Origin of the sequence: Prauserella oleivorans (genome assembly GCF_042685745.1) — a bacterium.
GTDB classification, from domain to species: Bacteria; Actinomycetota; Actinomycetes; order Mycobacteriales; family Pseudonocardiaceae; genus Prauserella_A; species Prauserella_A oleivorans.
In genome coordinates, this window is sequence record NZ_JBHUNT010000001.1 from 4,202,266 (window position 1) to 4,227,796 (window position 25,531).

The following is a 25,531-nucleotide window of genomic DNA, read 5'->3' on the forward strand; positions in this document are numbered from 1 at the left end:
GCACCCGACGTGCACGTGGTGATCATGGGATGCGGCCGGGTCGGCGCGTCCCTGGCCGCTGCTCTCGAACGGCTCGGTCACGACGTCGCCGTGATCGACCGGGACCGGGAGGCGTTCCGGCGGCTCGGCGCCGGCTTCCACGGCCAGCAGGTGCTCGGCATGGGCTTCGACCGGCAGGTGCTGATCGAGGCGGGCATCGAGCGGGCCGGCGCGTTCGCCGCCGTCTCCAGCGGCGACAACTCGAACATCATCTCCGCGCGCGTCGCTCGCGAGAATTTCGGCGTCGAGCACGTCGTGGCACGGATCTACGACCACAAGCGCGCCGCCGTCTACGAGCGGCTGGGCATCCCGACGGTCGCGACGGTCCCGTGGACCACCGACCGGTTCCTGCGCACGCTGCTGCCGGACGGCGTGGCCACGTCGTGGCGCGATCCCACCGGCACGATGGCGCTGCTGCAGCTGCCGCTGCACGAGGACTGGGTGGGTCACAGCGTCCGGGAGCTGGAAGAGGCGACGGGTTCGAGGGTGGCGTTCGTGATGCGGTTCGGCACCGGGGTGCTGCCCGACTCCAAGACCGTGTTGCAGGCCGACGACGACGTGTACGTCGCCGCGCGCTCGGGCACCGTCGGTGACGTCACGGCGGTGGCCGCACGAGGCCCCGAGGAGGAGGACTGATGCGGGTCGCGATCGCGGGTGCGGGCGCGGTGGGCCGGTCGATCGCGGCCGAGCTCATCGAGGCGGGACACACGGTGATGCTCATCGAGCGCCAGTCCCGGCAGTTCACACCCGAAGTGGTGGAGCAGGCCGAGTGGGTGCTCGGCGACGCCTGCGAGGTGTCCACCCTCGAGCAGTCCGGCATCGAGCTGTGCGACGTCGTCATCGCCGCCACGGGCGACGACAAGGTGAACCTCGTGCTGTCGCTGCTGGCGAAGACGGAGTTCGCGGTGCGGCGCGTCGTGGCGCGGGTCAACAACCCCGCGAACGAGTGGTTGTTCAACGAGAGCTGGGGAGTGGACGTGGCCGTGTCCACCCCGCGGATGCTGGCGGCGATGGTCGAGGAGGCGGTGAGCGTCGGCGACCTGGTGCGGCTGATGACGTTCCGGCAGAGCCAGACGAACCTCGTGGAGCTCACGCTGCCCGCGGAGACGCCGCTGGCGGGCACCCCGGTGCAGGAACTCGAGCTGCCCCGCGACGCCGCGCTCGTGACGATCCTGCGCGGCGACCGGGTCATCGTGCCGCAGCCGGACGACTCGCTCGAGGGCGGTGACGAGCTGCTGTTCGTCGCGCCCGGAGAGGTGGAGCCGGAGATCCGGAAGGCGCTGGGCCGCTGAGCCCGATCAGGACTGCGAGGCGGGCGGCCGGCCGTACTTGAGCCGCAGCCGCTCCTCCAGCTCGGCCTCGGAGCGCTCCTCGGCCTCCCGCAGCGCCTTCAGCCGCCGGTCCGACCGGCGCACCGCCCACACGACGACGAGCAGCGCGAGGCCGTACAGCGGGTAGCCCATCGCGATCTTGGCGAACGCGAGCCAGCCCGTGTAATCCTCGTCGTAGAGCCAGCGCTGGACGACGAACCGCGCCGCGAACACGGCCGCGAGGGCGAGCGTGGCGATGTCGTAGCCGAACCGGGACGGCTTGTCCTTGCGCCAGTCCATGCCGGTGCCGTTCAGCAGGTTCCACACGACACCGGCCAGCGGCCAGCGCACGAGCACCGACAGCGCCAGGACGGCGAAGTACACCAGGCTCGTCCAGATGCCGAACAGGAAGAAGCCCTTCGCCTCGCCTGTGCGGTAGGCGATGAACGCGGCGATCGCCACGCCGAGAAACCCCGAGATGGCCGGCTGCACCGGCTCCTTGCGCACGACCCGCACGATCGTGATCAGCACGGCGCTGCCGAGCGCGGTCCAGATGCCTGCGGCGAGGCCGAACAGCGAGTTCGCCAGCACGAAGACCACGACCGGGAGGCCCGAGTAGATCAGCCCGGACACGCCGCCCATCTGTTCGAGCAGAGTGGGCTGACGTTCGCCCTCCCCGGCAGCCGGCTTCTCGCTCTGGTCGGTCTGGTCACCGGTGCGGCGGGGCTCAGTCACGCGCTAACTCTCTAGGTCGGTTGCAGCAGTTCGTAATAGGGGTTGTACAGAACCTTGCGGCCGTCGCGGTCGGCCATGCGGCCCCGGACCTTGATGATCCGGCCGGGTTCGATACCCGGGATCCGGCGCCGGCCCAGCCACACCAGTGTGACCTCGTCGGTACCGTCGAACAACTCCGCCTCCAGAGTGGCGACGTCGCTCGCGGGACACAATTCAACACTCCGCAACCGTCCGAGGACGGTCACTTCCTCACCCGAGTGGCAGTCGCACGCGCGCTGCGCGCCGCCTGCCTCTGATTTCTCGGAGAGGTCGTCGGCGTCCAACTGCTCGATGTCGCTGGTGAGCTTCCGTACCAACCGGCTGAAATAGCCGCCGTCCTTGGCGGGCATAGCGCCTGCTCCTGTGCTCAAGGGCCCCCGACTGGATCAGGCCCGTCCTCGTTCAGAGTAGCTCCGTCGGAGCAAGGGAAACCGAGTTGCGCCAGGATCGCAACGTGACCTCCGTTATGCCGACACCCACGGCTGTCGTTCTGCCCGGAACCGGATCGGATGAGGTGTTTGTCCGTTCTGTCTTCGCCGGCCCGCTGGGCGCGCTCGGGATCCCGCTGCTCGCGCCGCCACCGGCGCCGGGCGGCGCCGTGGTGGAGGGCGGTCTGACCGTGCTCGACGACCTCGCGCGCGAGGTCGGCACACCCCTGCTGGTCGGGGGCATCTCGCTCGGTGCGCACCTGGCCACCGAATGGGCGCTGCGCCACCCGGATCGGTGCGCGGGGGTGCTGGCCGCACTGCCGGGCTGGCACGGCGAGCCCGGGGACGCCCCGGCGGCCGTCGCCGCCCGCGCCTCGGCCGACCTGGTCGAGCGGGAAGGCCTCGACGGGGCGCTGGCCGCCGCGACCGCGGGAGTCGCACCGTGGCTGGCCGCGGAGCTCACCCGGGCATGGCGGCGGCACGGCGACGGGCTGGCCGACGGCCTGCGTGCCGCGGCCGCGCATCCGGCACCCGCACCGGCTTCCCTGCGCACGCTGGACGTGCCGGTAGGCATCGCGGCGTGCGTGGACGATCCGGTGCACCCCCTGGCCGTGGCGCGGGTGTGGGAGGGGGCGCTGCCACGCGTGCGGCTCGCCGAGACGACGCTCGCCGCGTTCGGCGCCGACCGGGAGAGCCTCGGCCACGCCGCCGTGGACGCATGGCTGCGCGCGGGTCGGCGAAGCCCGGACGACACCGACGGCACCGGCGAGAGGGACCCCGCCGGGCGCGTCGCCCCGCGCTAGGCCTGCCGCGCCTGCTGCTGGGCGATGTGCTCGGCGACCGATTCGGGCAGCGTGATCGGCAGGGGCGTCCGGACCGGCATCGGGGCGTCACCGCGCACCACGATCGTGTCGCGCACGATGTCCCGCAGGGCGATCGGCGCCTGCGCCGCCTGCGACTGCGGACCGGCGATCACGCCGCGTAGCATCCAGCGCGGGCCGTCGACCCCGACGAACCGCAACGCCATCTCGCCGATGATGGCCGAGAGCTCGAGACCCCATTCGCCGCGGGCGGTGGTCACCTTCGCACCGTCGGAGCGCAGTTGCTCGGCCAGCTCGCCGCTCACCTCGCGCCACAGGCCGCCGGACCGTGGCGCGGCGTAGGCGCTGACGGTCACCTGGCCCTGCGCGGTCACGACATGCACGGCCCGGACGTTGCCGCTCTGCCGGTCCATCTCGACCTGCACCTGGGAGCCGTCCGGCACCGGCACCCGCACCGAGCCGAGATCCATCCGCGGGCGCCCGTCGTCGGGCGCGTCGGCGATGTCGTACGGCCCGGTCCGCGGCTCATCGACGCTGTCGTCGTACTCGTCGTACTCGTCGTACTGGTCGTACTCGGCGTCGGCCTGGCCCGCGCCCACCCGGCTCTCGACGTGCTCGTCCTGCCGCGTGCGTCGCTTCCATCCGAAAATCCCCACTACTTCTCCGTTCCGAGGGCCGCGTGCCCACCCGTCGAACCGTATCCGCCCGCTCCCCGCTCGGTCGGCTCCAGCTCGTCGACCTCGACGAACTCCGCCTGTTCGACGCGCTGGACCACCAGCTGGGCGATCCGGTCGCCCCGGCTCAGCTCGACCGGTTCCTTCGGGTCGAGGTTGACCAGGCACACCCGGATCTCGCCGCGGTAACCCGCGTCGATGGTGCCCGGCGTGTTCACGATGGAGAGCCCGACGCGCGCCGCCAGCCCCGACCGGGGGTGGACGAACCCGGCGTACCCGGGCGGCAGCGCGATCGCCACGCCGGTACCGACGACCGCGCGCTCACCGGGATGCAGCACGACGTCGGACGTCGTCACGAGATCGGCGCCGGCATCCCCCGGGCGGGCGTAGGACGGGACCGGCACTCCGGGGTCGAGACGGGAAAGCAGGACCTGCACGCTGGACACGACTGGCGAGACTACCCTGACCTTGTGAGCAGCACTGCACGCACGCGGTCCCAGCGGGACACGGTCTTCTCCGAGCGCCTGTACCTGTCGTGGTGGGGCTGGCCGCTTCCCCTGCTCGGCACCGCGCTGGTGGCCGCCGAGATCCATCTGGGTTACCCCGGGGTGCGGGCCTGGCTGCCCTACGTGATCCTGCTGCCGCTCATGATCCTGCTGCTGGCAGGTATGAGCAGGCTCAAGGTGGACGTCACCCGGGGCGGGCAGGACTCCGAGCCGGAACTGTGGGTCGGCGACGCCCACCTGCCGCTGCGGTTCGTGGGCCGGGTCGAGGTGATCGACAAGCAGGCCAAGCGCAAGACGCTCGGGCCGGAGCTCGATCCCGCCGCGTTCGTCACCCACCGGGCGTGGGTGCCCACCATGGTCCGCATCGAGCTCACCGACCCCGACGACCCGACGCCGTACTGGCTGGTCTCGACCCGGCATCCCGAACGGCTCGCGGCCGTGCTGCGCGACCAGCGCGACGAGCCGGGCAACTCCGAGGCGCCCGGTCTGCTCGGCAACGCCGACCCCGGCGGCGCACCCCGCTGATACGAGAACGGGTGGCCGAGCACGCAACTCGGCCACCCGCCTCGTGAAGTTCTGCCCCTCCGGGTGCCTTCACCCCCGCGTCAGTGCCTGCCGACGACGCGTACCCGCGCCCGCCCGGCCGGACCGCCCGAACCGGATCAGGCGCAGTCGCGGCAGATCAGTCGTCCGCCCGACTCCTCCGCGAGGCGGCTCCGGTGGTGTACCAGGAAGCACACCGAGCAGGTGAACTCGTCGGCCTGCTTGGGCACGACCTTGACGGTCAGGTCCTCACCCGACAGCCCGGACAGGTCCGCCCCCGGCAGCTCGAAGTTCTCGGCGGTCGCGTCCTCGTCGACGTCGACGACGCCGGACTGCGTCTCGTTGCGCCGCGCCTTCAGTTCCTCCAGCGAGTCTTCGGCGAGCTCGTCAGCCTCACTGCGGCGCGGAGCGTCGTAGTCGGTCGCCATTGTCCTTCACCCCTGCGATCAGCTGTTCTCTCGATACGCGGACCGCCGGACCGCCGTCCGGAAGTCCTCGTGCCGCTGGTCAACGTTCCAGCGCCCGTGTTTGTGCCCGTGCGGACAGTGAGCGTCGTCTCTTCCGGTGACCGTCCAACCGACGCCGCCGTTCCCGCCCGGGAGCCCGGAGAGGGTAGCCCACGGCGTACCCAGCCCCGAAGCTGGTCACCCTAGCCCTGAGCTACGTCACCCGACAGGGCTAATTAGATATCTGAGCAGGGGCTACCCCGAGATGTGTTGCACCTCGATATCAGACGCGGGCCCACGGCCGTGTCCGCTTGCCCGGGCGGCATTCACCGTGATGCCATCCGGGCGCCTCCGGCGTGTCCACCTGTAACGCCTAGGCTGATCAGCAACGACGTTGTCCGTAGTTGGGGACGGGTTTGCGGAAGGGACGCGCAGTGGTGTCGGGGGTGTCGGGGACCGGGGGCTTCCGGAGGAATCGAATCAAGCCGTACCGCAAGTACAAGCCGCTGCCCGCGCTCATCGTGCTGGGCGTGCTCGGCGTCGTGGCGGCGTTCGTGTGGGTCAACGTGGTCACGTCCGTGGAAGACCTCGACGAGGCGATCCGCTGCCAGCCCGCGGCCAGGCCACCCCAGGGCGTCACCTACACCTCGCAGCCGCACGACGCGCTGGCCGATACCCAGCCCGTGCCGCCGAACCGGGTGGCCGTGCGGGTGCTCAACGCCAGCGGCCTGCGTGGCGAGGCCGCGATGACGACGGAAGCCTTGCGCCAGCTCGGCTTCACGCAGCTCGCCGAGCCCGCCAACGACGACTCGTTCCCCGCGGGCGAGGCCGACTGCCACGGGCAGATCCGCTACGGCACCAACGGGGAGGGCGCCGCGCGGACCCTTCAGCTCATCGACCCGTGCCTGCAGCTCGTCAACGACGGGCGCCGGGACGCCACCGTGGACCTCGCCGTGGGCACGACATTCAACGACGTGCGGCCGACCCGCGAGGCACTCGACGTCCTCGAGCAGCTCAACCGCTGGTCGGCGGAGAACAGCGCCGTCGGCGGCAGCGAGCAGTCGGCGGGCGGGCAGGGCCCGATCGTCGACCAGGACCTGCTCGCCAAGACCGCACCCAGTCACTGCTGAGTCGCCCGCGTCAGACGCCGGCGGCTCCGCACTTGATCGCCGCCTCCCGTAGTTCCGCCGCGACCGACGGGGCCGCCGCCAGCGTGGCATCGGACCCGAGCTCCCGATCCTGCCCGGGCAGCGACACGACGGCACCCGCCTCCTCGGCGATGAGCGCGCCCGCGGCCCAGTCCCAGCGCTTGAGGCCGTGCTCGAGGTAGGCGTCGGTCCAGCCCGCGGCGACCGCGCACAGGTCGAGCGAGGCCGAGCCGGGCCTGCGGATGTCGCGGACGTGCCCGAGCAGGCCCGCGATCAGCTCGGCCTGCCGGGCCCGGCGCTCCGGCCGGTAGGAGAACCCGGTGCCGAGCAGCGCGACGTCGAGCCGCTCCGGGGACGAAACCCGCAGCCGCCTGCCGTCCAGCCACGCGCCCTCGCCGCGCGCCGCCGTCCACCGCCTGCCGCTGACCGGCTCCACCACGGCACCCGCGACGGACACCCCGGCGATCTGCGCGGCGACGGACACGGAGAACTCCGGCAGCCCGTAGAGGAAGTTGACGGTGCCGTCGATGGGATCGACGACCCACGTCACGGCGTCACCGGCCTCGCCGCCGCCCTCCTCCCCCAGCACGGGCTCACCCGGCCGCAGCTCGGCGAGCCGGGCGCGCAGGAAGCGCTCCGACTGGTGATCGACGGCGGTGACGACGTCGGTCTTGCTGGTCTTGGTATCGACAGTGACGGCACCACCGGCGAGCATGGACTCACGCGCGCGCCCGACCAGCTCGGCGGCCTCGACCGCGACCTGCTCGGCGACGGCGGCCAATGCGGCCGGCTCCGGTTCGACAGCTCCCACGTCACCATGGGACCACACCCGGCTAAAGTCTCGGCCGATGACTTCTGAATCGAGCAGGAAGGGACGGCGCCAATGACGGCGACCCGGGGTTTCGGCATCGACATCGGCGGCAGCGGGATCAAGGGCGCCCTTGTCGATCTGGAGAAGGGCCAGCTGATCGGCGACCGGCTGCGGATCGACACGCCGCGCCCGGCCACGCCGGAGGCCGTCGCGGACGTCGTCGGCGAGGTCGTCGCGCACTTCGACTGGGACGGACCGGTGGGCATCACGCTGCCCGCCGTCATCAAGAAGGGCACCGCCCACACGGCCGCCAACATCGACCCCAGCTGGATCGGCACCGATGCCGACGCGCTGTTCGCCAAGCGCCTCGGCAGGCACGTCGACGACATCGCCATGCTCAACGACGCCGACGCCGCCGGCATGGCCGAGATGCGGTTCGGCGACCCGGCCGCGCGCCAGGGCGTCGTCGCTCTCCTGACGTTCGGTACCGGCATCGGCAGCGCCCTGTTCCAGGACGGCAGGCTCGTGCCGAACACCGAGTTCGGCCACGTCGAGGTGGACGGGCACGACGCCGAGACCAGGGCGGCGGCGTCGGTCAAGGACCGGGAGGAGCTCTCCTACCCGGAATGGGCGACGCGGGTCGATCGTTATCTGACCGTGCTCGAGAACCTCATCTGGCCGGACCTGTTCATCGTCGGCGGCGGGGTGAGCAAGAAGGCTCACAAATGGGTACCCCTGCTGGAGATCCGAACGCCGATCATCGTCGCGTCGTTGCAGAACAACGCCGGGATCGTGGGTGCCGCCGCAGCTGCTGCGGAGGGCCTCGAACACTGAGGTGAGGCAGGCGGCCGGGCCGGTTCCGGGGCCGAAAAAGTTGATCGCTCGGCGACTCCGCCGGGCATCGTCGTTACAATGGAACACGGCCCTCGGCTGCGGGAGTAAAAACCGCAGGCCGGGGTATGTTCCCCGAATCTAAGGCAGCCGGGACGCATGCGTACCGGTTCGTCATGATCGACCGCTGCGAAAGGGCGTACGTGGCAGCCGCAAAGACCGCAACCCGAAGCGGGACGAAGACAACGAGCGCCGCCAAGCAAGCGACAGCCGAGGAGACGGCGGCCGCGAACGGTGCGGACACGCCGGACGCGAAGGCGCCCGGACGTAAGCCCGCGTCGAAGAAGGCGCCCGCGAAGTCCACCCGGACCCGCAAGAGCGCCAAGGGCGACAAGCCGAAGACCAAGGCCAAGGGCGGCGAGCTCGGCGAGGACGTCGATGCCACCGATCTGGAGGATGTCGACCTGTCCGACCTCGACGTCGATGCGGTCGAGGTCGACGTCGTCGACGCCACGGTGACCGAGGAGGACGCCGAGGAAGCCGAGGGCGACGACGAGGCGGGCAGCGCCAAGCAGCGTTCCTCCAACGACCCCGACTTCGTGTGGGACGAGGAGGAGTCGGAGGCCCTGCGGCAGGCCCGCAAGGACGCCGAGCTCACCGCGTCGGCCGACTCGGTGCGCGCGTACCTCAAGCAGATCGGCAAGGTCGCGCTGCTCAACGCCGAGGAGGAGGTGGAGCTCGCCAAGCGCATCGAGGCCGGGCTCTACGCCGCCGAGCGGATGCGCGTCGCCGAGGAAGAGGGCGAGAAGCTCAGCACGCAGATGCGCCGCGACCTGAAGTGGATCATCCGCGACGGCGAGCGCGCGAAGAGCCACCTGCTCGAGGCCAACCTCCGGCTCGTGGTGTCGCTGGCCAAGCGCTACACCGGTCGCGGCATGGCCTTCCTCGATCTGATCCAGGAAGGCAACCTCGGCCTGATCCGCGCGGTCGAGAAGTTCGACTACACCAAGGGCTTCAAGTTCTCGACCTACGCGACGTGGTGGATCCGGCAGGCCATCACCCGCGCCATGGCCGACCAGGCCCGCACCATCCGTATCCCGGTGCACATGGTCGAGGTCATCAACAAGCTGGGCCGGATCCAGCGTGAGCTGCTGCAGGACCTCGGTCGCGAGCCCACCCCCGAGGAGCTCGCCAAGGAGATGGACATCTCCCCGGAGAAGGTCCTCGAGATCCAGCAGTACGCCCGCGAGCCGATCTCGCTCGACCAGACGATCGGCGACGAGGGCGACTCCCAGCTCGGTGACTTCATCGAGGACAGCGAGGCCGTGGTGGCCGTCGACGCCGTGTCGTTCACGCTGCTGCAGGACCAGCTGCAGTCGGTCCTGCAGACCCTGTCCGAGCGCGAAGCGGGTGTCGTCCGGCTCCGGTTCGGCCTCACCGACGGCCAGCCGAGGACACTGGACGAGATCGGCCAGGTGTACGGCGTCACGCGCGAGCGCATCCGGCAGATCGAGTCCAAGACGATGTCGAAGCTGCGGCACCCGTCGCGGTCCCAGGTGTTGCGCGACTACCTGGACTGAGCGTCACCGCAGCCTGAGGCCCCTCGTGGGTGCCCGGGTCCGGAGCTTCCGGATCTCGGACGCCCACGAGGGGTTTTGTCGTGTTCGCACTCTCCGAAGTGGATCCGGAACACTCGCGCCACCCCTTCCCAGCGGCTGGTGTGCCGCTCCCTTACGGTGGAGCGAGTGGGAATCATGCGAACGCTCGATGTCACCGAGGTGCTGAACCGGCAACGCTCGAGCGAACTCAAGCGTCGGCTGAGCGGACGGGACCTGGTGGGGTTCGGGGTCGGGATCATCATCGGCACCGGAATCTTCACCCTCGCCGGGGTCGAGGCCAAATCCCATGCCGGCCCGTCCGTCACGCTGTCGTTCGTGATCGGTGCCGTGGTCGCCGGGCTGGCGGCGCTCTGCTACGCCGAGCTGGCCTCCAGCGTGCCGACCGCGGGCAGCGCCTACACCTACGCGTTCGCCACCCTCGGCGAGGTCTTCGCGTGGATCATCGGGTGGGATCTGCTGCTGGAGTTCGCGCTCGGGGCCGCCGTCGTGTCGCGCGGCTGGTCCGGCTACCTGGCAAACCTGCTCGGCCTTCCGCCGTCGCTGTTCGGGGAGGACGCCGTCGTCAACATCGGCGCGGTCGTCATCATCGCCGTGCTCACGGTGGTCGCCGTGCTGGGCATCCGGCAGTCGTCGATGGTCACGAACGCGCTCGTGATCGTGAAGGTCACCGTGTGCGTGCTGGTGATCGGAGTGGGTGCCTTCTTCGTCAAGGCCGCGAACCTGACGCCGTTCGTCCCACCCGCCCGGCCTTCCGGGGACACCGAGAGCGCCCTGCACCAGCCGGTGGTGCAAGCGGCGCTCGGCCTGGAGCAGTCCGTCTACGGGCTCGCCGGGATGCTCACCGCGGCGGCAGTGGTGTTCTTCGCCTACACCGGATTCGAGGCGCTGGCCAACCTCGGCGAGGAGACCCGCAACCCCACACGTGACCTGCGGATCGGCATCCTGGGCGCGCTGGGCGTGTGCGCCGTGCTCTACATCGGGGTCTCGCTGGTGCTGACGGGCATGGTGCCGTTCACCGACATCGACGAGGGGGCACCGCTGGCGGACGCGTTCAGCTCCGTGGGCCAGCACTGGGTGAGTGCGCTGATCTCGCTCGGCGCGGTGACGGGGTTGACGTCGGTGATGATGGTCGAGCTGGTGACCATCGGCCGGATCGGCTATGCGATGGGCCGGGACGGGCTGTTGCCGAAGCCGCTGGGCACCGTGCATCCGCGCTGGGGCACCCCGCACCGCATGACCATCGGCGGCGCCGCGCTGATCGCCGCGCTGGCCGCGTTCGTGCCGATCAGCGAACTGTCCGACATGGTGAGCATCGGCGCGCTGTCAGCGATGATCATCGTCGCCGTCGCGGTCCCCGTGCTGCGCCGGAAGCGGCCCGATCTGGAGCGACCGTTCAGGGTGCCGTTCTCGCCGGTGCTGCCGATCATCGCCGCGCTGGCGTGCTTCTACCTGATGCTGAACCTGGACGTGCTGACCTGGCTGCGGTTCGCCGCGTGGCTGCTGCTCGGCATGATCATCTATGTCGCGTACGGGCGCAGGCACTCACGGCTGGCGGCCGAGGAGCGAAAGAAGTCGCTCAAGTGAGCGGTGCGGGGCTGCCGTTGTCCCACAAGGTGGCGTGCAGCCCCGCACCGGTGACGACCGACTCGGCAGCGGCGGCATCCCCGGCTGGCACCACGACCAGCAGGCCTCCCGGCGCCATGCCGTCCCTGCGCAGGGCCGCGGCGACGTATTCCACCGGCTGCAGGTGCACACCACGCTGACCCAACGACGGGTACGTGTCCACAACGGACACCAGGGTGCCGCATCGGCCCGGCAGAATCCCTGACAGCACGACAAAATGACCGACGCGCCAGCGGTTCATCCACAATGGAGCGAGACCGGAGTCGAGGTAGTCGCGTAGCGCTCGGCCGGGTGTGTCGGGGGCGGCGAACGCCCCCGTGTCGACGTTGGCGATCACGGCCACGCGGGTCAGCGTCCGCAGTCCGCCGAGCACCTGCAGTACCACGGCGGTACTCCACTGCCCGCATGCCGGCACCACGGCGAGTGCCCCGTCCGACAGCGTTTCGACAGCGCGGGCCACTCCGGCGGCGGACGTCCCGGCGGAGGCCGGGTCGCGCGTGGACGGCAGGGACAGCCGGAAGTCCACGCGACCCGGCTCACCCGGCGGCCTGCTCGACGGTCCGGCCGCGAGCAGCACGGACCCCGCGGCCCGGGCGACCTCGTCCTGATCGGACACCGGAAAACCGTGGGCTCGCAAGGAGATCAGGCCGGTGAAGGCGCCACAGAGCTCGTCCTTCTGGGGCAGCTCGGCGCGTGCGTGCGCCAGGATCTCCGACGTTCCCGGCAGTGGCTGGACCTCCTCGAGCAGCGACATTCAGTACCGCCACAGGTGGGCGCGCACGATCTCCTCAAGCGGACGGTCCCGAGCCCACTCGCCGTCCGACTCCCGGACCGCCCGGAACGCGCCGAGCAGCTCGGCACCCAGCACGGCCTGCAGCCGGGGTGACCCGGCGAGCGCCACCGCCTGCTCGGCCGCCGACGCGGGCAACCGCGTCACACCGCGTGCCTCCCGCTCGGCGTCGCTCCAGGTTCCCGGGTCGTGCTCGATCTCGTCCGGCGCGACCAGCCCGTCCTCGACACCGGCGATGCCGGCCGCGAGCACGGCGGCCAGCGCGAGATAGGGGTTGGCCGAGGCGTCGCAGGGCTTGAGCTCGACGTTGGCATGCTCGTCGCCGAGCATCGCCGAGCCGGGGACGTATCGCAGCGGCGCCTCACGGTTCTCCACGCCCCAGAACGCGTAGGCACTGGCGAAGTAGCCGGGACGCAGGCGTGCCGTCGACGGCACGCTGGGCGCGGTGATCGCGGTCAGCGCAGGCAGATCGCGCAGCAGTCCGGCGAGGTAGGACGCGCCCTCGCCCCGCGGAACCGTGCGGCCCGCCAGCACGTTGCGCCCGTGCCGCCAGAGCGAGGTGTGCAGATGCCAGCCGTTGCCGGCGGCCTCCGGGCTGACCAGCGGCGCGAAGCTCACCCGCAGGCCGTGGGTGTGGGCCGCGGCATGCACGGTCTGCCGGGCCAGCAGCTGATCGTCGGCGGCGGAGACCGGGTCGGTCGCGCCGAGACTGAGCTCGAGCTGCGCCAGCCCGTACTCGGCATGCAGCTGGCCAATGCGCAAGCCGTTTGCCTCGAAGTCGCGCAGCAGCGCGGCGACGAAGTCGTCGATCGGCACGAGCGCGTGCGGGCTGTAGGCCGGGCCGCCGTGCCCGGGTGCCGAGACGATGTCCGGGCTGCCGGCCGGCGCGACGGCGAACTCGAGCTCGAACCCGGCGCGCAGCTCGAAGCCCTTGGCGGCCGCGGCGGCGACCTGGCGCTCGAGCACGCCGCGCTGGCAGTACGGCGAGGGCGTTCCGTCGGCCAGGACCTGCCGCACGGGCGCCCACGCGAGGGCGGGCTGCCCGGCGAGTTTGCGCACCCGCTCCACGACGGGAACCAGCCGGATGTCCCCGGACGGCGTCGCCAGGCCCGCGTGACCGTAGGTGATGCGGTCGTGGCTGTCGAACACCGCGAACAGCGTGGTCGCGCCGATTCCGCGGGCCGCGGCGTCGCCGAGGCCGCCGATCGGCACGATGCGGGACCGCGGGATGCCGTTGTTGTCCGCCCATGCCAGGTGCACACCGCGCACACCCGCGAGTGCCAGGTCCTTCGCAGCCGCCGACGCCGCCTTGCTCACACAGGCCATCGTGCCAGGTCGCGCGGCGGCCGTCAGGCGATCACGGCGGCTCGTGGACGGAACCGTCCTCGCGGGAGCGCAGGGCCACGCCGGCGACGACGGCGAGGATGCCGAGCCCCTCGGGCAGCGTCGGCACCTGCCGGAGCACGACGAGGCCGGTGACGGTGGCGGTCACCGGCAGCAACGCCAGCAGCACCGCGAACCGAGCCTGCCCCACCCGGCGGAGCACCACCTGATCCAGGACGTACGGCACGACCGTGGACAGCAGCCCCACGCCGATGCCGAGCGCCAGCAGGTCCGGCTCGGTCCAGACGCCGCCGGTGCCGAGGGCCAGCGGGCTGAGCAGCACGGTGGCCACGGCGAACCCGACGGCGAGGCTGTCGATGCCGCTGCCGCCGAGCGCCACCCTCTTGCCGAGCACGATGTAGCCCGCCCACGCGGCCGCCGCGGCGAGCGCGAAGGCGACCCCGGCCGGGCTGCCGCGCAACTGGACGTCGGCGATGCACACCACGCCGACCGCGACGAGCCCGAGCGCCGCGAAGTCCCGGCGGCCGCGGGAGCCGAGGGCGGCGACGAGGACCGGGCCCGCGAACTCGACGGCCACCGCGGTGCCGAGCGGCAGCCGCGCGATCGCCTCGTAGAAGACGACGTTCATGCCCGCGGTCACGACGCCGAACGCCCCCGCGAGGAGCAGCGGCCTGCCGCGCCATGCCTGGCTGCCCGGTCTACGCCACGCGAGCAGGATCACAGCGGCACCCAGACAGCGCAGCCACGCGACTCCGGATGGAGTGGCGGCGTCGAACAACCACACCGCGATCGCGGCGCCGACGTACATCGAAATTCCGCTCAGAACGAACAACAGCGGCGCCGGAACCGTGTCGATACGCCGTTTCGAGGCCGAAATGTCCACGCAACGATGGTGCCTGAGCATGGCAAACGCGGTGGTACGGGCCAGGGTGTCCTACGTCTCGGGATAGTTCTGCGGCGTCCGGGGTAATTGGACGTGACACACCTCCCACCCGCGTGGGAACACTTGCGGGCCGCAAAACGTCTGCAACAGTGGAAGCAGCGAACGGCGAGACGGCACCACCGCCCGATCGCCGCCGCGGCTGAATTGATGGCATCGGCGCGCCGATGCCGGGACGGAGGGAGACTCCAATGACTTCACCGACGCTCACCCGCCCCGAACTGACCCGTGCGGACCGTTGCGACCGTTGCGGAGCAGCCGCCCAGATGCGCGCGGTACTCCCGAGCGGAGGCGAGTTGCTCTTCTGCGGGCACCACGGCCGCGAGTACGAAGCGAAGCTCAAGGAGCTCGAGGCTGACATTCAGCGCTGAGCCGTCACACAGCCGCATGAGCGGGCGGGGATCCTGGTGAGGGTCCCCGCCCGCTCGGCATTTCCGAGCATGGTGAGGCAGAACACACTCTGATCACCCGGGAACCCGGTGGGCCCGGCCGACGACCTGGCAGTCATGTCGACCGAGGCCCAGATCGAGACCTCGCGCGCGGAGCCGGCTCCCCGCGCCACCCTGCGGCCGCTGCTGCTGCGGCTGCACTTCTATGCGGGCGTGCTCGTGGGCCCGTTCCTCCTCGTAGCCGCGCTGACCGGGCTGCTCTACGTCTTCGCTCCGAACCTCGAGCAGGTCCTCTACGACCACGAGCTGCACGTGCCGGCCGCGGCGGAGTCCGTGCCGCTCGCCCAGCAGGTCGCGGCCGCGGAGGCGGCCCTACCCGGGAGCACGCTCGCCGCCGTCCGGCCCGCCCCGTCACCCACCGACACCACGCAGGTGATCTTCGACAGCCCCGGGCTGGCCGAGAGTTACCGGCACACGGTGTTCGTCAATCCGCACGACGGCGAGATCCGGGGTGTGCTGGAGACCTACGGCTCCGGGCAGGCGCTGCCGGTGCGCGCCTGGCTCGACGAGCTGCACCGCAGCCTGCACCTCGGCGACGTCGGCCGCCTCTACAGCGAGCTCGCGGCCAGCTGGCTGTGGGTCGTGGTGCTCGGCGGGCTCGTGCTGTGGTGGAGCCGCCGCAGGCGCACCCGGCTGCGGCCGGACCGGACCGCCTCGGGCAGGCGCCGGACGCTGTCATGGCACGGCGCCACCGGCACCTGGGCGGCGCTGGTCCTGCTCTTCCTGTCCGCGACGGGGCTCACCTGGTCCCAGTTCGCGGGTGCGAACGTCGGCTCGCTGCGGGCGGCTCTGTCGTGGGAGACGCCGGCGGTGTCGTCCTCGCTCGGTGCGCACGCCGAGCACGGCGCCGTCGGGCACGACGCGGCCGGGCACGGGCACGGCGACTCCACGGTGATCGGTCCCGACGAGGTGCTGGCCGCGGCGCGCGAGGCCGGCCTCGACGATCCGGTCGAGATCCGGCCGCCGGCGGCCGAGGGTGACGCCTACGTCGTGCAGCAGGTCCAGCGGCACTGGCCGGAGAAGCAGGACCAGGCGGCCGTCGACCCGGTGACCGGAGAGGTGCTCGAGGTCCTGCGGTTCGACGACTGGCCACTGATGGCCAAGCTCGCACGCTGGGGCATCGATGCCCACATGGGCCTGCTTTTCGGCCTGCCGAATCAGCTCGTGCTGGCCGCCGTGTGCCTGGCGCTGACGGCGCTCGTCGTGCTCGGATACCGCATGTGGTGGCAGCGCAGGCCGACCAGGGCCGGGTTCGGCCTCGGCAGGCCGTATTCGCGCGGCGGCTGGCGACGGGTGCCGTTGTGGCTGCTGGCCCCGCTCGTGGCCGTGGCCGCCGCGGTGGCCTGGTTCCTGCCGCTGCTCGGAGTGTCGCTGGCCGGATTCCTGGTGCTCGACGCGCTCGGGTCACTGCGCGCGCCCCGGGCGAGGCCGGCCGCGACCACCGGCGCGGAGTAGGGGCGCCGAGCGCGGTCACCAGGACCGGAGGGTGGCGATCCGTTCCTCGAGCTGCTCGACGGTGGCCATCGCGGTCGGCGGCCCGCCGCAGATCCGGCGCAGCTCGTTGTGGATGGCGCCGTGCGGCTTGCGGGTGCGGTGGTGGTAGACGCCGACGAGCGTGTTGAGCTCCTTGCGCAGTGCCTGGATCCGCTCGCTCACCGACTGCGGCTTCGGAGCGGCCGGCCGAGCGGGCTCCTCGGCCTTCGGTTTGCGCCGTTTGGCGTCGGCGAGCTGCTCCTCCTGCCGCTTGCGCAGCAGCGCCCGCACCTGGTCGGGTTCGAGCAATCCGGGCAGGCCGAGGTACTCCTGCTCCTCCTCGCTGCCGGAGAACACGGCGGTGCCGAAGGAGTTCCCGTCGTAGATCACCTGGTCGAGCTCGGCGGAGGCGCCGAGCGAGGTGAACGCCTTCTCCTCCTCCCCGGGCTCGTCCCGCGTGCGGTTGGCCGCGACCAGCAGCTCGTCGTCCCAGCCGTCCTTCTCCCGGTGCGGCTTGCCGAGCACGTGGTCGCGCTCGGCCTCGAGCTGGCTGGCCAGCTCCAGCAGCACCGGCACACTCGGCAGGAACACGCTGGCGGTCTCCCCCGGCTTGCGCGACCGGACGAACCGGCCGATCGCCTGCGCGAAGAACAGCGGCGTGGACGCGCTCGTCGCGTACACGCCGACCGCCAGCCGAGGCACGTCGACGCCCTCGGACACCATCCGCACGGCCACCAGCCAGCGGTCGTCGGAGTCCGAGAACTCGCCGATGCGTTTCGTGGCCTTCGGGTCGTCGGAGAGCACGACCACGGGCTGCTCGCCGGTGATCCGCGCGAGGATCTTGGCGTAGGCCCGGGCGGATTCCTGGTCGGTCGCGATGACCAGGCCACCCGCGTCGGGGATGCCTCCCGCCCGAAGCTGCGACAGCCGGGTGTCGGCGGCCTGGAGCACCGACGGCACCCACTCCCCCGCCGGGTCGAGCGCCGTCCGCCAGGCGCGCGCGGTCTGCTCGGCTGTGAGCGGCTCGCCGAGCCGGGCGGTGAACTCGTCACCCGCGCTGGTCCGCCACGACGCCTCACCCGAGTACGCCAGGAACACCACCGGCCGCACGACGCCATCGGCGAGTGCGTCGGCGTAGCCGTAGGAGCTGTCGGCTTTGCTGCGCAGGGAGCCGTCGGCGTCCGGCTCGTAGGTGACGAACGGGATCGGCGAGTCGTCGCTGCGGAACGGGGTACCCGTGAGCGCGAGCCTGCGCGTGGCGGGCGTGAACGCCTCGGACACGGCCTCACCCCACGACTTCGCGTCCCCCGCGTGGTGGATCTCGTCGAGGATCACCAGCGTCTTGCGGTTCTCCGTGCGCACCCGGTGCAGATTCGGGTGCGCGGCCACCTGCGCGTAGGTGACGGCGACGCCCTGGTAGTCCGACGACGTCACGCCCGTCGTGTTGCGGAAGTTCGAGTCGATCGCGATGCCGGCCGCGGCGGCCGAGATCGCCCACTGGTGCTTGAGGTGCTCCGTCGGTGTGACGATGGTGATCGCCTCGACCGTGCGGTCCGAGAGCAACTCGGCGGCCACGCGCAGCCCGAACACGGTCTTGCCCGCGCCGGGAGTCGCGACCGCGAGAAAATCCTTCGGCTTGCGCGTCAGGTACTTGGTCAACGCCCGGCGCTGCCAGGCTCGCAGCGGACGGGCGGTGGCGTCGTGCGCAGCCTCGGGTGCGGCGAAACCGTGCTGGGTCCGAGCCGTTTCCGACACCGACGCACCCACTCCTTCCTCCACCGGGGAATCCGTGCCGAACACACGAAGGCCCCCACGTGACACGGACCGGCTGCCGTGCCGGTCCGCGGTGAGGGCGCGCAGCAGAGCGTACCCGCCGCCACCGACGGCCACGGGGCACGGCACGCCGGGCGACATACCGAGGACCCGCCGCGCCGAACCGCCGCTCATGGACCATGCTGGAAACCGCGATGGAGACACCGAACCCGGGCGACGCGACGGCCAAGCGCAAGGGGCCCTTGCGCTTGTTCAGCCGCACCCTGAGCAAGGCCTGGGACGGCAGCATCTTCTCCGAGGCGGCCGAGGCGGCGTTCTGGCAGACCCTCTCCCTGCCCCCGCTGCTGCTCGGCCTGCTCGGCAGCCTCGGCTTCCTCGGCGACTGGTTCGGCCAGGTCGTCGTGCAGCAGGTGCACGACAACATCATCGACTTCTCCGAGACGATCTTCAGCGAGAGCGTCGTCACGCAGATCATCGAGCCGACCGTCGACGACATCCTGACGACGGGCAAGAGCGAGATCGTCTCGGTCGGCTTCCTGATCTCACTGTGGGCGGGCTCGTCGGCGATGTCGTCGTTCGTGGACGCCATCACGGTGGCCCACGACCAGTACGGCGTGCGCAACGAGGTGTGGCAGCGGATCTTCGCCCTGCTGCTCTACCTGGCGAGCCTGGTCCTGCTCATCGTGGGCCTGCCGATCGTCGCGATCGGCCCCGACCTGCTGCCGGAGTTCTTCCCCGACGGGTGGCGGCCCACCATCGCGCAGTGGGTGGGGGTTCTGTACTACCCGACGGTCGCGGTGCTGCTCGTGCTGGCGCTCGCGACGCTGTACAAGGTGGCGCTGCCCCGCAAGCTGCCGTGGCACCGCGGGTTGCCCGGCGCCGTGCTGGCGATGGTGATCTTCCTGCTCTCCAGCATCGGGCTGCGGTTCTACATCAGCTGGATCACGACCACCGGCTACACCTACGGCGCGCTCGCGACCCCCATCGCGTTCCTGCTGTTCACCTTCTTCATCGGGCTGGCGATCGTCGCGGGCGCCTACTTCAACAGCGCGATCCAGGAGCTGTGGCCCGCGAAGATGACCCGCAGGCAGCGGCGCAGGTGGCGGCGGCTCGAGCTGGAGCGGGCGAACGAGCGCCTTCGCGAGCAGGAGGGCATGAGCCTGTGGCAGCGGACTACGATCCCGCTGCGCAGGCCACGCAAAGAGGACCAGCCGGACAGCGAGCCGGCCTCCGAATCCCCCGCGACTCCCGCGGCCGGGACGGAGCCGCCCGCCGAGACGCGGCTCCCCGGCCGGCCGGCCACCGGGACCGGCGACGAGCGCCGCGCCCGCAGCTCACCTCGCCCGGAGGAGGAGGGCCCGGCCGGGCCCTCCGATCCCGACTACTCCTCGCCGCCGGGCGGCAGGCTCTCGTAGATCCGCTTGCAGTCGGGGCACACGGGCGAGCCGGGCTTCGGCGACTTCGTCACCGGAAACACCTCGCCGCAGAGCGCCACCACGTGCGTGCCCATGACCGCGCTCTCGGCGATCTTGTTCTTGCGCACGTAGTGGAACATCTTCGGCGCGTCGTCATCGGTGCTGTCGGTACCCTCCGGCCGGGTGTCGACATCAGGCAGAGTCTGAGTGCTCATGCGTCTAGTTTGCCGCATTCCCCCGCTCCGGTGACCCGCCGGGAGATCGAACCCGGCCGATGGGCCAGGATGCGTCTGTGACCAGCAACCCTCGTCTCGCCATGTCCGCCGAAGTCGCCGACGCGCTCGCCGCGGGAACCGCCGTCGTCGCGCTCGAGAGCACCCTGCTCGCCCACGGCCTCCCGCCCGGCCGCAACCTCGAGGTGGCCCGCCGCCTCGAGCAGACCGTCCGGGACGCCGGCGCCGTCCCCGCCACGATCGCCGTGCTGGACGGCCGGCCGCTCGTGGGTCTCTCCCCCGCGCAGCTGGAGCGGGTGTGCTCGCCGGACGCCGAGCTCGACAAACTGTCGCTGCGGGACCTCGGGCCCACCCTCGCCCAGGGCCGCTCCGGTGCGACCACGGTGGCCAGCACGGCCGTGCTCGCCCACACCGCCGGGATCGGTGTCTTCGCCACCGGCGGCCTGGGCGGCGTGCACCTGCCTCCGCCGGGCGCCGCCTGCACGTGGGACGTCTCCGCCGACCTCGGCGTGCTCGGCCGGACACCGATCCTCGTGGTGTGTTCCGGCATGAAGTCGATCCTGGACATCCCGGCCACGCTCGAGGTGCTGGAGACCCGGTCGGTGCCCGTCCTCGGGTATGGCGTCGACGAGTTCCCCGCGTTCTACCTGCGCTCGTCCGGGCTGCCCGTGCCGCACCGGGTCGACGACCCGGCCGCGGTGGCGGCTGCCGTGGCGGCGCACCGGCACTTCGCCGATTCCGGTGTGGTGCTGGCCAACCCGGTCCCCGCGGAGTCCGAAATGGACAAGGACCTGCACGACCGGTTGCTCGCCGAGGGGCTCGAGCTCGTCGCCGAACGCAGGGTGCACGGCTCGGACGTCACCCCGGTGCTGCTCGAGCACTTCCACACGGCCAGCGGCGGCGCGAGCCTCGACGCGAACGAGGCGCTCGTGCTGGCGAACGCGGCGCTGGCCGCGCGGGTCGCGGTGGAGCTGGCGCGGTGACGATGCCCGGCGCGGGGAAGGTCGTGGTGGTCGGTGACGCCGGCCTGGACGTGGTCGCCCGGCACGACGGGCCGATCGTGCACGGCGGCGACACGCGGTCGCAGGTCCGGCTGACCGGAGGCGGTGCCGGGGCGAACACGGCGCTCTGGCTGCGCGCGGCGGGTGCCGAGCCGACGTTGCTCGCGCGGATCGGCGACGACGCGCCGGGCCGGCTGCTGCGCAGCGAGCTGGAAGCGACCGGTGTGACGTGCGCGTTCGCCGTGGACGACGAGGAGCCCACGTGCTGCGTGGTGGTGCTCGTCGACACCGACGGCCAGCGCAGCATGCTGCCCGACCGCGGCGCCAACAAGCGGTTCCGCCCCAGCGACGTCGATCGCGCGGTGCTGGCGGGCGCCCGGCATCTGCACGTGTCCGGGTACGTGCTGCTGGACCCGTCGTCGCGGCCGGCGGGTCTGGCGGCGCTGGAGGCGGCCCGGGCCGCCGGGCTGACCACGTCGGTCGATCCGCAGGCGGCGTCGCTCATCACGGATCCGGCCGCCTTCCTGGACGACGTCCGCGGCGTCGACCTCCTGCTGCCGAACGCCGCCGAGCTGCGGGCACTGACGGGCGATGCCGACCCGGCCTCCGCGCGGGCACTGCTGGACACGGTCGGCGCCGTCGTGGTCACCACCGGCCTCGACGGCGCGGCCTGGGTGGACGGCGACGGCATCCGGACCGTGCCCGCGGAATCGGCGCCGTGCGTGGACAGCACGGGTGCGGGCGACGCCTTCAACGCCGGCCTGCTCGCGGCCGTGCTCCGCGGCGAGTCCATTGAGGACAGTCTGCTCGCCGGAGTCCGGCTCGGCGCGCGAGTCGTCAGTCAGGTGGGCGCGCAGCCGGTGCTGAGCGGCCGATGAGTGTTCAGCCGTCGATGATGCGGTGCTCGCGGGCCTCGAGCTCGCGGGCCTCCCGCTGATAGCGATTGACCTTCTCCGCCTTGCGTGGCGGACGGTCGTTCGCGATCAGCACCGCGATCCACGGCAGCGGCACCGACAGCACCAGGAAGGTCAGCGCGAGCCACCACGTGTGGTAGAAAACGCCGGCCAGGATCAGGCACGGGAAGCGCAGGCCCATCGTGATGACGTACTTGCGCTTGCGGGCGGCCAGCTCGTCGTCGTAGGAAGGCGCTGCCGCGGTGATCAGCACCGGGTCAACTCGCCTGTCGTGCTCGTCCACCGGCCTCACCTCCACCGCTTCCATGCTCCCACCGTCCCGGCTCAGGCGACACCCGGGGCGCGGAGGCGGTCCAGCGCCGCGACGACGAGGGCCTCCACCCCGGTGCGCAACGTGGGGTGCGGCACGGGCGCGAACAGTGACGAGTGGTTCGACGGGACGTCGGTCTCGAACCGCCCCGTCGCCAGCGCATCCAGCACCCTGCGTTCATCCCCGCCTCCGACCAGCCAGAACACCGACGCGGCCCCGGCGGCTGCGCCGAAGTCGCCGACGTCCTCACTGCCCGTGATGAGCGGCGCGTCCCACACCCGGCCGTCCGGGAAGTGCTCCTCGAACGCCGCCCGGACGCGCTCGGTCGCCGCGGGGTCATTGCGGGTCACCGGGAACGACGCGATCGGCGTGATGTCCGGTGGCCGGGATGCGGCGGCCGCGTCGGCCTCGGCCCGCACGATCCGCTCGACGGCGGCGAGCACGCGCGTGCGGACCTCCGGGGTGAAGCTCCGGATGTCGAGGTCGAGGGTCGCGTCGTCGGCGATGACGTTGTGCGCGGAGCCGACATGCAGGGAACCCACGGTCACCACGGCCTGCTCGGTGGCGGCCAGCTCCCGGGAGACGATGGTCTGCAGGCGCAGCACCACCGAGGCGGCGAGCACGGCCGGGTCGACCGTGGTCTCGGGGCGCGAACCGTGTCCGCCGCGGCCGTGCAGGGTGACGCGCAGCGCGTCGGTCGCGGCCATGAGCACGTCCGGGCGGGTGAGGACCCAGCCTGCCGGTGCCGGGGTGACGTGCTGGCCGAACACGACGTCCGGCGTCCCCACCCGGTCGAAGAGCCCGTCGTCGATCATGGCCCGGGCGCCGCGACCCACCTCCTCGGCGGGCTGGAACACCGCGACCAGCGTGCCCGACCAGGACGCGCGGACCTCCGCCAGCAGCGACGCGGCCCCGCACAGCCACGTGACGTGCATGTCGTGCCCGCACGCGTGCATGACGGGCACCTGCCTGCCCTCGGTGTCCACCGCGCGGGCGGTGCTGGCGTAGGCGAGACCCGTGCGTTCCTCCACCGGCAGGGCGTCCATGTCCGCGCGCAGCAGGACCGTCGGCCCGTCTCCCCGACGCAGGACTCCGGCCACCCCCGTCCCGCCGATACCCGTGTGCACGGTGTAGCCGTCCGCGCGCAGCCTGCGCGCGACGACGGCGGCGGTACGGGTCTCGGCAAAGGCCAGCTCGGGATGCCGGTGCAGGTCGACGTAGAGGCGCTCCAGCGCGGGCAGTCGCGCGTCCAGACCGGCCAGGACGTGCGCGGCACGCGAGTTCCCCATGCGCCCATCTGACCACGCACCGCGTGGGCCCGCCTACCGTGCGACGATGACACACCGTGAACGGTGACCTTCCCGAGTTGACCACCGACGTCTGTGCCCGCCTGCGGGAGGCCTTCCGGCGCGCCCACTACGACGCCGACGGTGTGGTCGAGGTCCTCGGCGCCGCCGCCCACGCCGCCCTCGGCCGGGGCGAGCCGGTCCCGGCGCTGCGCGCCAGCCGCGACGCAGGCGACCTCGGCACGTTGATCCGGCTGTTCCTGCTCGGGTTCGCCGAGCCTGCCGGCGAGGTCCGCTCCGCGTTCGCCCCGCTCGACCTCGCCGACGCCGTGGCCGCCGGGGTGCTGCGCCCCGACGACGAGGATCCCGGCCGCCTGCGCGCCGGGCTGGACATCCGCCCGCACGGCGACGAGCAGGGATCGTGGTGGGTGGTAGCCGACCTCGACTCCGACCAGCTCGGCCGTCCGGTCGCGGAGGATCACGTGCTGGGCGTGGGGCATGCGTCGCTGAGTCTCATCCGGGCCACCAGCAGGCGCCCGGTGGGGTCCCTGCTCGACGTCGGCACCGGGAACGGCGTCCAGATCCTGCACGCCAGCAGGCACGCCGAGCGGCTCACCGCGACCGACGTCTCACCGCGCGCGCTCGCCCTCGCCCGGGCGACGTTCCTGCTCAACGAGCTGGATGTGGAGCTGCTCCAGGGTGAGTGGTTCGCCCCGGTGGCGCGGCGGACGTTCGACCAGATCGTGTGCAACCCGCCGTTCGTCGTGGGCCCGCCCCGCGTGGACTACGTCTACCGTGACTCCGGGCTCGCCGGCGACGACGCCAGCGCCCTCGTCGTCCGGCAGCTGCCGTCGTTCCTCACCGACGGCGGCGTGGGCCACCTTCTGGCGTCGTGGCTCCACGTGGGCGGTGAGGACTGGTCCGACCGGGTCACCCGGTGGCTGCCGCACGGCACGGACGCGTGGTTCGTCCAGCGGGACGTCGCCGACCCCGCGCTGTACGTCGGCACGTGGCTACGGGACGCCGGCATCGACCCACGCTCGCCCGAGGGCATCGCGAAGGCCGGCGCGTGGCTCGACTGGTTCGCCGACCACGACGTGCGCGGGATCGGTTTCGGCTTCGTGACCCTGCGGCGCACCGGGTCCACGCCGACGATCGTGTGTGAGGACCTCCGCCAGGCCTACGACGACCCGCTCGGCGCCGAGTCGGCCGCCTGGCTCGACCGCGTGGCGTGGTTGCGCGAGCACGAGGCGCACAGCGACGAGGCCCTGCTCGGCACGGCGTTCCGGGTCCCCGACACCGTGGTGCTGGAGCGCATCGAGGCCGTCGGCGACGAGGGCTGGGCCACGACGGTCCGCCGCCTGCATCGCACCGATGGGCCCGGCTGGCAGCACGAGGTCGACGAGCTCACCGCGGCACTGCTCGCCGGCTGCCGCGGGGTGCTGCCGTTGTCGGATCTGCTGGACCTGCTGGCCGCCGCGCACGGCGAGGACCCGGAAACCCTCCGGGAGTCGGCATTGCCGGTGGTGCGCGAACTCGTCCGGCACGGGATGCTGGAGGTGACCGGGAGATGAGGGCGGTGGCGGCCCGGGTGACCGAAGCCAGCGTCACCGTGGACGGCGACGTCGTCGGCGCGATCGACGAACCGGGTTTGTTGGTTTTGCTGGGAATTCACGCCGACGACACACCGGACAAAGCGGCCACAATGGCTCGGAAGCTGTACGAGCTTCGCATTCTGCGCGGCGAGGAATCATGCGCGACCGCGCATGCGCCGCTGCTTGTCGTCAGCCAGTTCACCCTGTACGGCGACACCCGGAAAGGCCGCCGTCCATCGTGGACGGCCGCGGCCAGGCCGGAGACGGCGGAGAAACTCGTCGACGCCGTCGTGGCCTCCCTGCGCGAGCGCGGCGCGACCGTGGCGACGGGGCTATTCGGCGCGATGATGGCCGTGCACAGCGTGAACGACGGTCCGTTCACGGTACTCGTCGAAGTCTGAGGCGCGGTCGAGACCGCGCCCGCCACCGGCTTCC

At 71.8% G+C, this 25,531-nt stretch carries 28 protein-coding genes; 15 read left to right on the forward strand and 13 right to left on the reverse strand.

What is annotated here, in order from left to right:
* Positions 1-9: 9 nt before the first annotated feature.
* A complete protein-coding gene (locus tag ACFSZT_RS20585; protein ID WP_377385550.1) occupies positions 10-675 on the forward strand; it encodes a potassium channel family protein in 666 nt (221 codons plus the stop codon).
* Positions 675-1,331, forward strand: coding sequence for a potassium channel family protein (locus ACFSZT_RS20590; RefSeq protein WP_377385553.1), 657 nt, complete (start codon positions 675-677; stop codon positions 1,329-1,331). The genes ACFSZT_RS20585 and ACFSZT_RS20590 overlap by 1 nt, the downstream gene beginning before the upstream one ends.
* Before the next feature lie 6 nt (positions 1,332-1,337).
* Here the strand turns inward: ACFSZT_RS20590 and ACFSZT_RS20595 are convergent, their stop codons facing one another.
* Together ACFSZT_RS20595 and ACFSZT_RS20600 are read right to left on the reverse strand one after the other, a co-directional pair.
* Positions 1,338-2,084: a DUF3159 domain-containing protein gene (locus ACFSZT_RS20595; RefSeq protein ID WP_377385556.1), complete on the reverse strand. Its 747-nt coding sequence runs from the start codon at positions 2,082-2,084 to the stop codon at positions 1,338-1,340.
* 11 nt (positions 2,085-2,095) lie between these two features.
* The gene (locus ACFSZT_RS20600; protein WP_377385559.1) at positions 2,096-2,473 is read right to left on the reverse strand and encodes an OB-fold nucleic acid binding domain-containing protein; all 378 of its coding nucleotides are present in this window, start codon (positions 2,471-2,473) and stop codon (positions 2,096-2,098) included.
* Between the two features lie 116 nt (positions 2,474-2,589).
* On the opposite strand from ACFSZT_RS20600, the gene ACFSZT_RS20605 reads away from it, so the two are divergent.
* Positions 2,590-3,354, forward strand: a complete 765-nt coding sequence (locus ACFSZT_RS20605) for an alpha/beta fold hydrolase (RefSeq protein ID WP_377385562.1) — start codon at positions 2,590-2,592, stop codon at positions 3,352-3,354.
* Here the strand turns inward: ACFSZT_RS20605 and ACFSZT_RS20610 are convergent.
* Positions 3,351-4,028, reverse strand: coding sequence for a DUF3710 domain-containing protein (locus tag ACFSZT_RS20610; RefSeq protein ID WP_377385565.1), 678 nt, complete (start codon positions 4,026-4,028; stop codon positions 3,351-3,353). The genes ACFSZT_RS20605 and ACFSZT_RS20610 overlap by 4 nt on opposite strands.
* Positions 4,028-4,492 carry a dUTP diphosphatase gene (gene dut, locus ACFSZT_RS20615; RefSeq protein WP_377385568.1) on the reverse strand — a complete coding sequence of 155 codons (465 nt, stop codon included), beginning with the start codon at positions 4,490-4,492 and terminating at the stop codon, positions 4,028-4,030. Before dut ends, ACFSZT_RS20610 begins: the two co-directional genes overlap by 1 nt.
* Positions 4,493-4,516: 24 nt before the next feature.
* Here dut and ACFSZT_RS20620 point away from each other — a divergent pair, with 24 nt between their 5' ends.
* On the forward strand, positions 4,517-5,077 hold the full coding sequence (locus ACFSZT_RS20620) for a DUF3093 domain-containing protein (RefSeq protein ID WP_377385571.1): 561 nt from the start codon (positions 4,517-4,519) through the stop codon (positions 5,075-5,077).
* A 137-nt stretch (positions 5,078-5,214) separates the two neighbouring features.
* On the opposite strand, the gene ACFSZT_RS20625 is transcribed toward ACFSZT_RS20620, so the two are convergent.
* Positions 5,215-5,523 (reverse strand): DUF4193 domain-containing protein, encoded by a 309-nt coding sequence (locus ACFSZT_RS20625; RefSeq protein ID WP_009153915.1) that lies wholly within the window; start codon positions 5,521-5,523, stop codon positions 5,215-5,217.
* Between the two features lie 464 nt (positions 5,524-5,987).
* Here ACFSZT_RS20625 and cei point away from each other — a divergent pair, with 464 nt between their 5' ends.
* Complete coding sequence (cei, locus tag ACFSZT_RS20630; RefSeq protein WP_377385575.1) at positions 5,988-6,671, forward strand: envelope integrity protein Cei; 684 nt, start codon at positions 5,988-5,990, stop codon at positions 6,669-6,671.
* Between the two features lie 10 nt (positions 6,672-6,681).
* Here cei and ACFSZT_RS20635 read toward each other — a convergent pair whose 3' ends face one another.
* Positions 6,682-7,500: an inositol monophosphatase family protein gene (locus ACFSZT_RS20635; protein WP_377385578.1), complete on the reverse strand. Its 819-nt coding sequence runs from the start codon at positions 7,498-7,500 to the stop codon at positions 6,682-6,684.
* A 72-nt stretch (positions 7,501-7,572) separates the two neighbouring features.
* Here ACFSZT_RS20635 and ppgK point away from each other — a divergent pair, with 72 nt between their 5' ends.
* From ppgK to ACFSZT_RS20650, 3 genes are all read left to right on the forward strand, one after another.
* Entirely contained in the window at positions 7,573-8,334 is a 762-nt protein-coding gene (ppgK, locus tag ACFSZT_RS20640) for a polyphosphate--glucose phosphotransferase (protein ID WP_377385581.1), read from the forward strand.
* A gap of 173 nt (positions 8,335-8,507) precedes the next feature.
* A complete protein-coding gene (locus tag ACFSZT_RS20645) occupies positions 8,508-9,911 on the forward strand; it encodes an RNA polymerase sigma factor (RefSeq protein ID WP_377385584.1) in 1,404 nt (467 codons plus the stop codon).
* 174 nt (positions 9,912-10,085) lie between these two features.
* A complete protein-coding gene (locus tag ACFSZT_RS20650; RefSeq protein ID WP_449301430.1) occupies positions 10,086-11,534 on the forward strand; it encodes an APC family permease in 1,449 nt (482 codons plus the stop codon).
* Here the strand turns inward: ACFSZT_RS20650 and ACFSZT_RS20655 are convergent.
* From ACFSZT_RS20655 to ACFSZT_RS20665, 3 genes are read right to left on the reverse strand one after another with little or no spacing between them, the layout of a single operon-like run.
* Positions 11,527-12,327 carry a DUF6885 family protein gene (locus ACFSZT_RS20655; protein ID WP_377385590.1) on the reverse strand — a complete coding sequence of 267 codons (801 nt, stop codon included), beginning with the start codon at positions 12,325-12,327 and terminating at the stop codon, positions 11,527-11,529. The two genes, ACFSZT_RS20650 and ACFSZT_RS20655, sit on opposite strands and share 8 nt — an antisense overlap.
* The gene (locus tag ACFSZT_RS20660; RefSeq protein ID WP_377385593.1) at positions 12,328-13,680 is read right to left on the reverse strand and encodes a glutamine synthetase; all 1,353 of its coding nucleotides are present in this window, start codon (positions 13,678-13,680) and stop codon (positions 12,328-12,330) included.
* Between the two features lie 40 nt (positions 13,681-13,720).
* On the reverse strand, positions 13,721-14,515 hold the full coding sequence (locus ACFSZT_RS20665; protein WP_377386842.1) for an EamA family transporter: 795 nt from the start codon (positions 14,513-14,515) through the stop codon (positions 13,721-13,723).
* 323 nt (positions 14,516-14,838) lie between these two features.
* Between ACFSZT_RS20665 and ACFSZT_RS20670 the strand changes: the two genes are divergently transcribed.
* Both ACFSZT_RS20670 and ACFSZT_RS20675 read left to right on the forward strand, forming a co-directional pair.
* Entirely contained in the window at positions 14,839-15,018 is a 180-nt protein-coding gene (locus tag ACFSZT_RS20670; RefSeq protein ID WP_377385596.1) for a DUF7455 domain-containing protein, read from the forward strand.
* A 135-nt stretch (positions 15,019-15,153) separates the two neighbouring features.
* On the forward strand, positions 15,154-16,551 hold the full coding sequence (locus ACFSZT_RS20675; protein WP_377385599.1) for a PepSY-associated TM helix domain-containing protein: 1,398 nt from the start codon (positions 15,154-15,156) through the stop codon (positions 16,549-16,551).
* Positions 16,552-16,566: 15 nt separating this feature from the next.
* On the opposite strand, the gene ACFSZT_RS20680 is transcribed toward ACFSZT_RS20675, so the two are convergent.
* On the reverse strand, positions 16,567-18,324 hold the full coding sequence (locus ACFSZT_RS20680) for a DEAD/DEAH box helicase (RefSeq protein ID WP_377385602.1): 1,758 nt from the start codon (positions 18,322-18,324) through the stop codon (positions 16,567-16,569).
* 197 nt (positions 18,325-18,521) lie between these two features.
* Here ACFSZT_RS20680 and ACFSZT_RS20685 point away from each other — a divergent pair, with 197 nt between their 5' ends.
* Positions 18,522-19,757 (forward strand): YihY/virulence factor BrkB family protein, encoded by a 1,236-nt coding sequence (locus tag ACFSZT_RS20685; RefSeq protein WP_377385605.1) that lies wholly within the window; start codon positions 18,522-18,524, stop codon positions 19,755-19,757.
* Here the strand turns inward: ACFSZT_RS20685 and ACFSZT_RS20690 are convergent.
* On the reverse strand, positions 19,724-19,972 hold the full coding sequence (locus ACFSZT_RS20690; protein ID WP_377385608.1) for a DUF3039 domain-containing protein: 249 nt from the start codon (positions 19,970-19,972) through the stop codon (positions 19,724-19,726). The genes ACFSZT_RS20685 and ACFSZT_RS20690 overlap by 34 nt on opposite strands.
* Positions 19,973-20,073: 101 nt before the next feature.
* Between ACFSZT_RS20690 and ACFSZT_RS20695 the strand changes: the two genes are divergently transcribed.
* Positions 20,074-20,973 (forward strand): pseudouridine-5'-phosphate glycosidase, encoded by a 900-nt coding sequence (locus ACFSZT_RS20695; protein ID WP_377386845.1) that lies wholly within the window; start codon positions 20,074-20,076, stop codon positions 20,971-20,973.
* A gap of 2 nt (positions 20,974-20,975) precedes the next feature.
* On the forward strand, positions 20,976-21,869 hold the full coding sequence (locus tag ACFSZT_RS20700; RefSeq protein WP_377386848.1) for a carbohydrate kinase family protein: 894 nt from the start codon (positions 20,976-20,978) through the stop codon (positions 21,867-21,869).
* Positions 21,870-21,873: 4 nt separating this feature from the next.
* Here the strand turns inward: ACFSZT_RS20700 and ACFSZT_RS20705 are convergent, their stop codons facing one another.
* On the reverse strand, positions 21,874-22,212 hold the full coding sequence (locus ACFSZT_RS20705) for a DUF3099 domain-containing protein (protein WP_377385611.1): 339 nt from the start codon (positions 22,210-22,212) through the stop codon (positions 21,874-21,876).
* A 17-nt stretch (positions 22,213-22,229) separates the two neighbouring features.
* Complete coding sequence (locus tag ACFSZT_RS20710; RefSeq protein ID WP_377385614.1) at positions 22,230-23,504, reverse strand: amidohydrolase; 1,275 nt, start codon at positions 23,502-23,504, stop codon at positions 22,230-22,232.
* Between the two features lie 56 nt (positions 23,505-23,560).
* Between ACFSZT_RS20710 and ACFSZT_RS20715 the strand changes: the two genes are divergently transcribed.
* Positions 23,561-25,075, forward strand: coding sequence for a DUF7782 domain-containing protein (locus tag ACFSZT_RS20715; RefSeq protein WP_377385617.1), 1,515 nt, complete (start codon positions 23,561-23,563; stop codon positions 25,073-25,075).
* A complete protein-coding gene (gene dtd / locus ACFSZT_RS20720; protein ID WP_377385620.1) occupies positions 25,072-25,497 on the forward strand; it encodes a D-aminoacyl-tRNA deacylase in 426 nt (141 codons plus the stop codon). The genes ACFSZT_RS20715 and dtd overlap by 4 nt, the downstream gene beginning before the upstream one ends.
* Positions 25,498-25,531 lie beyond the last annotated feature (34 nt).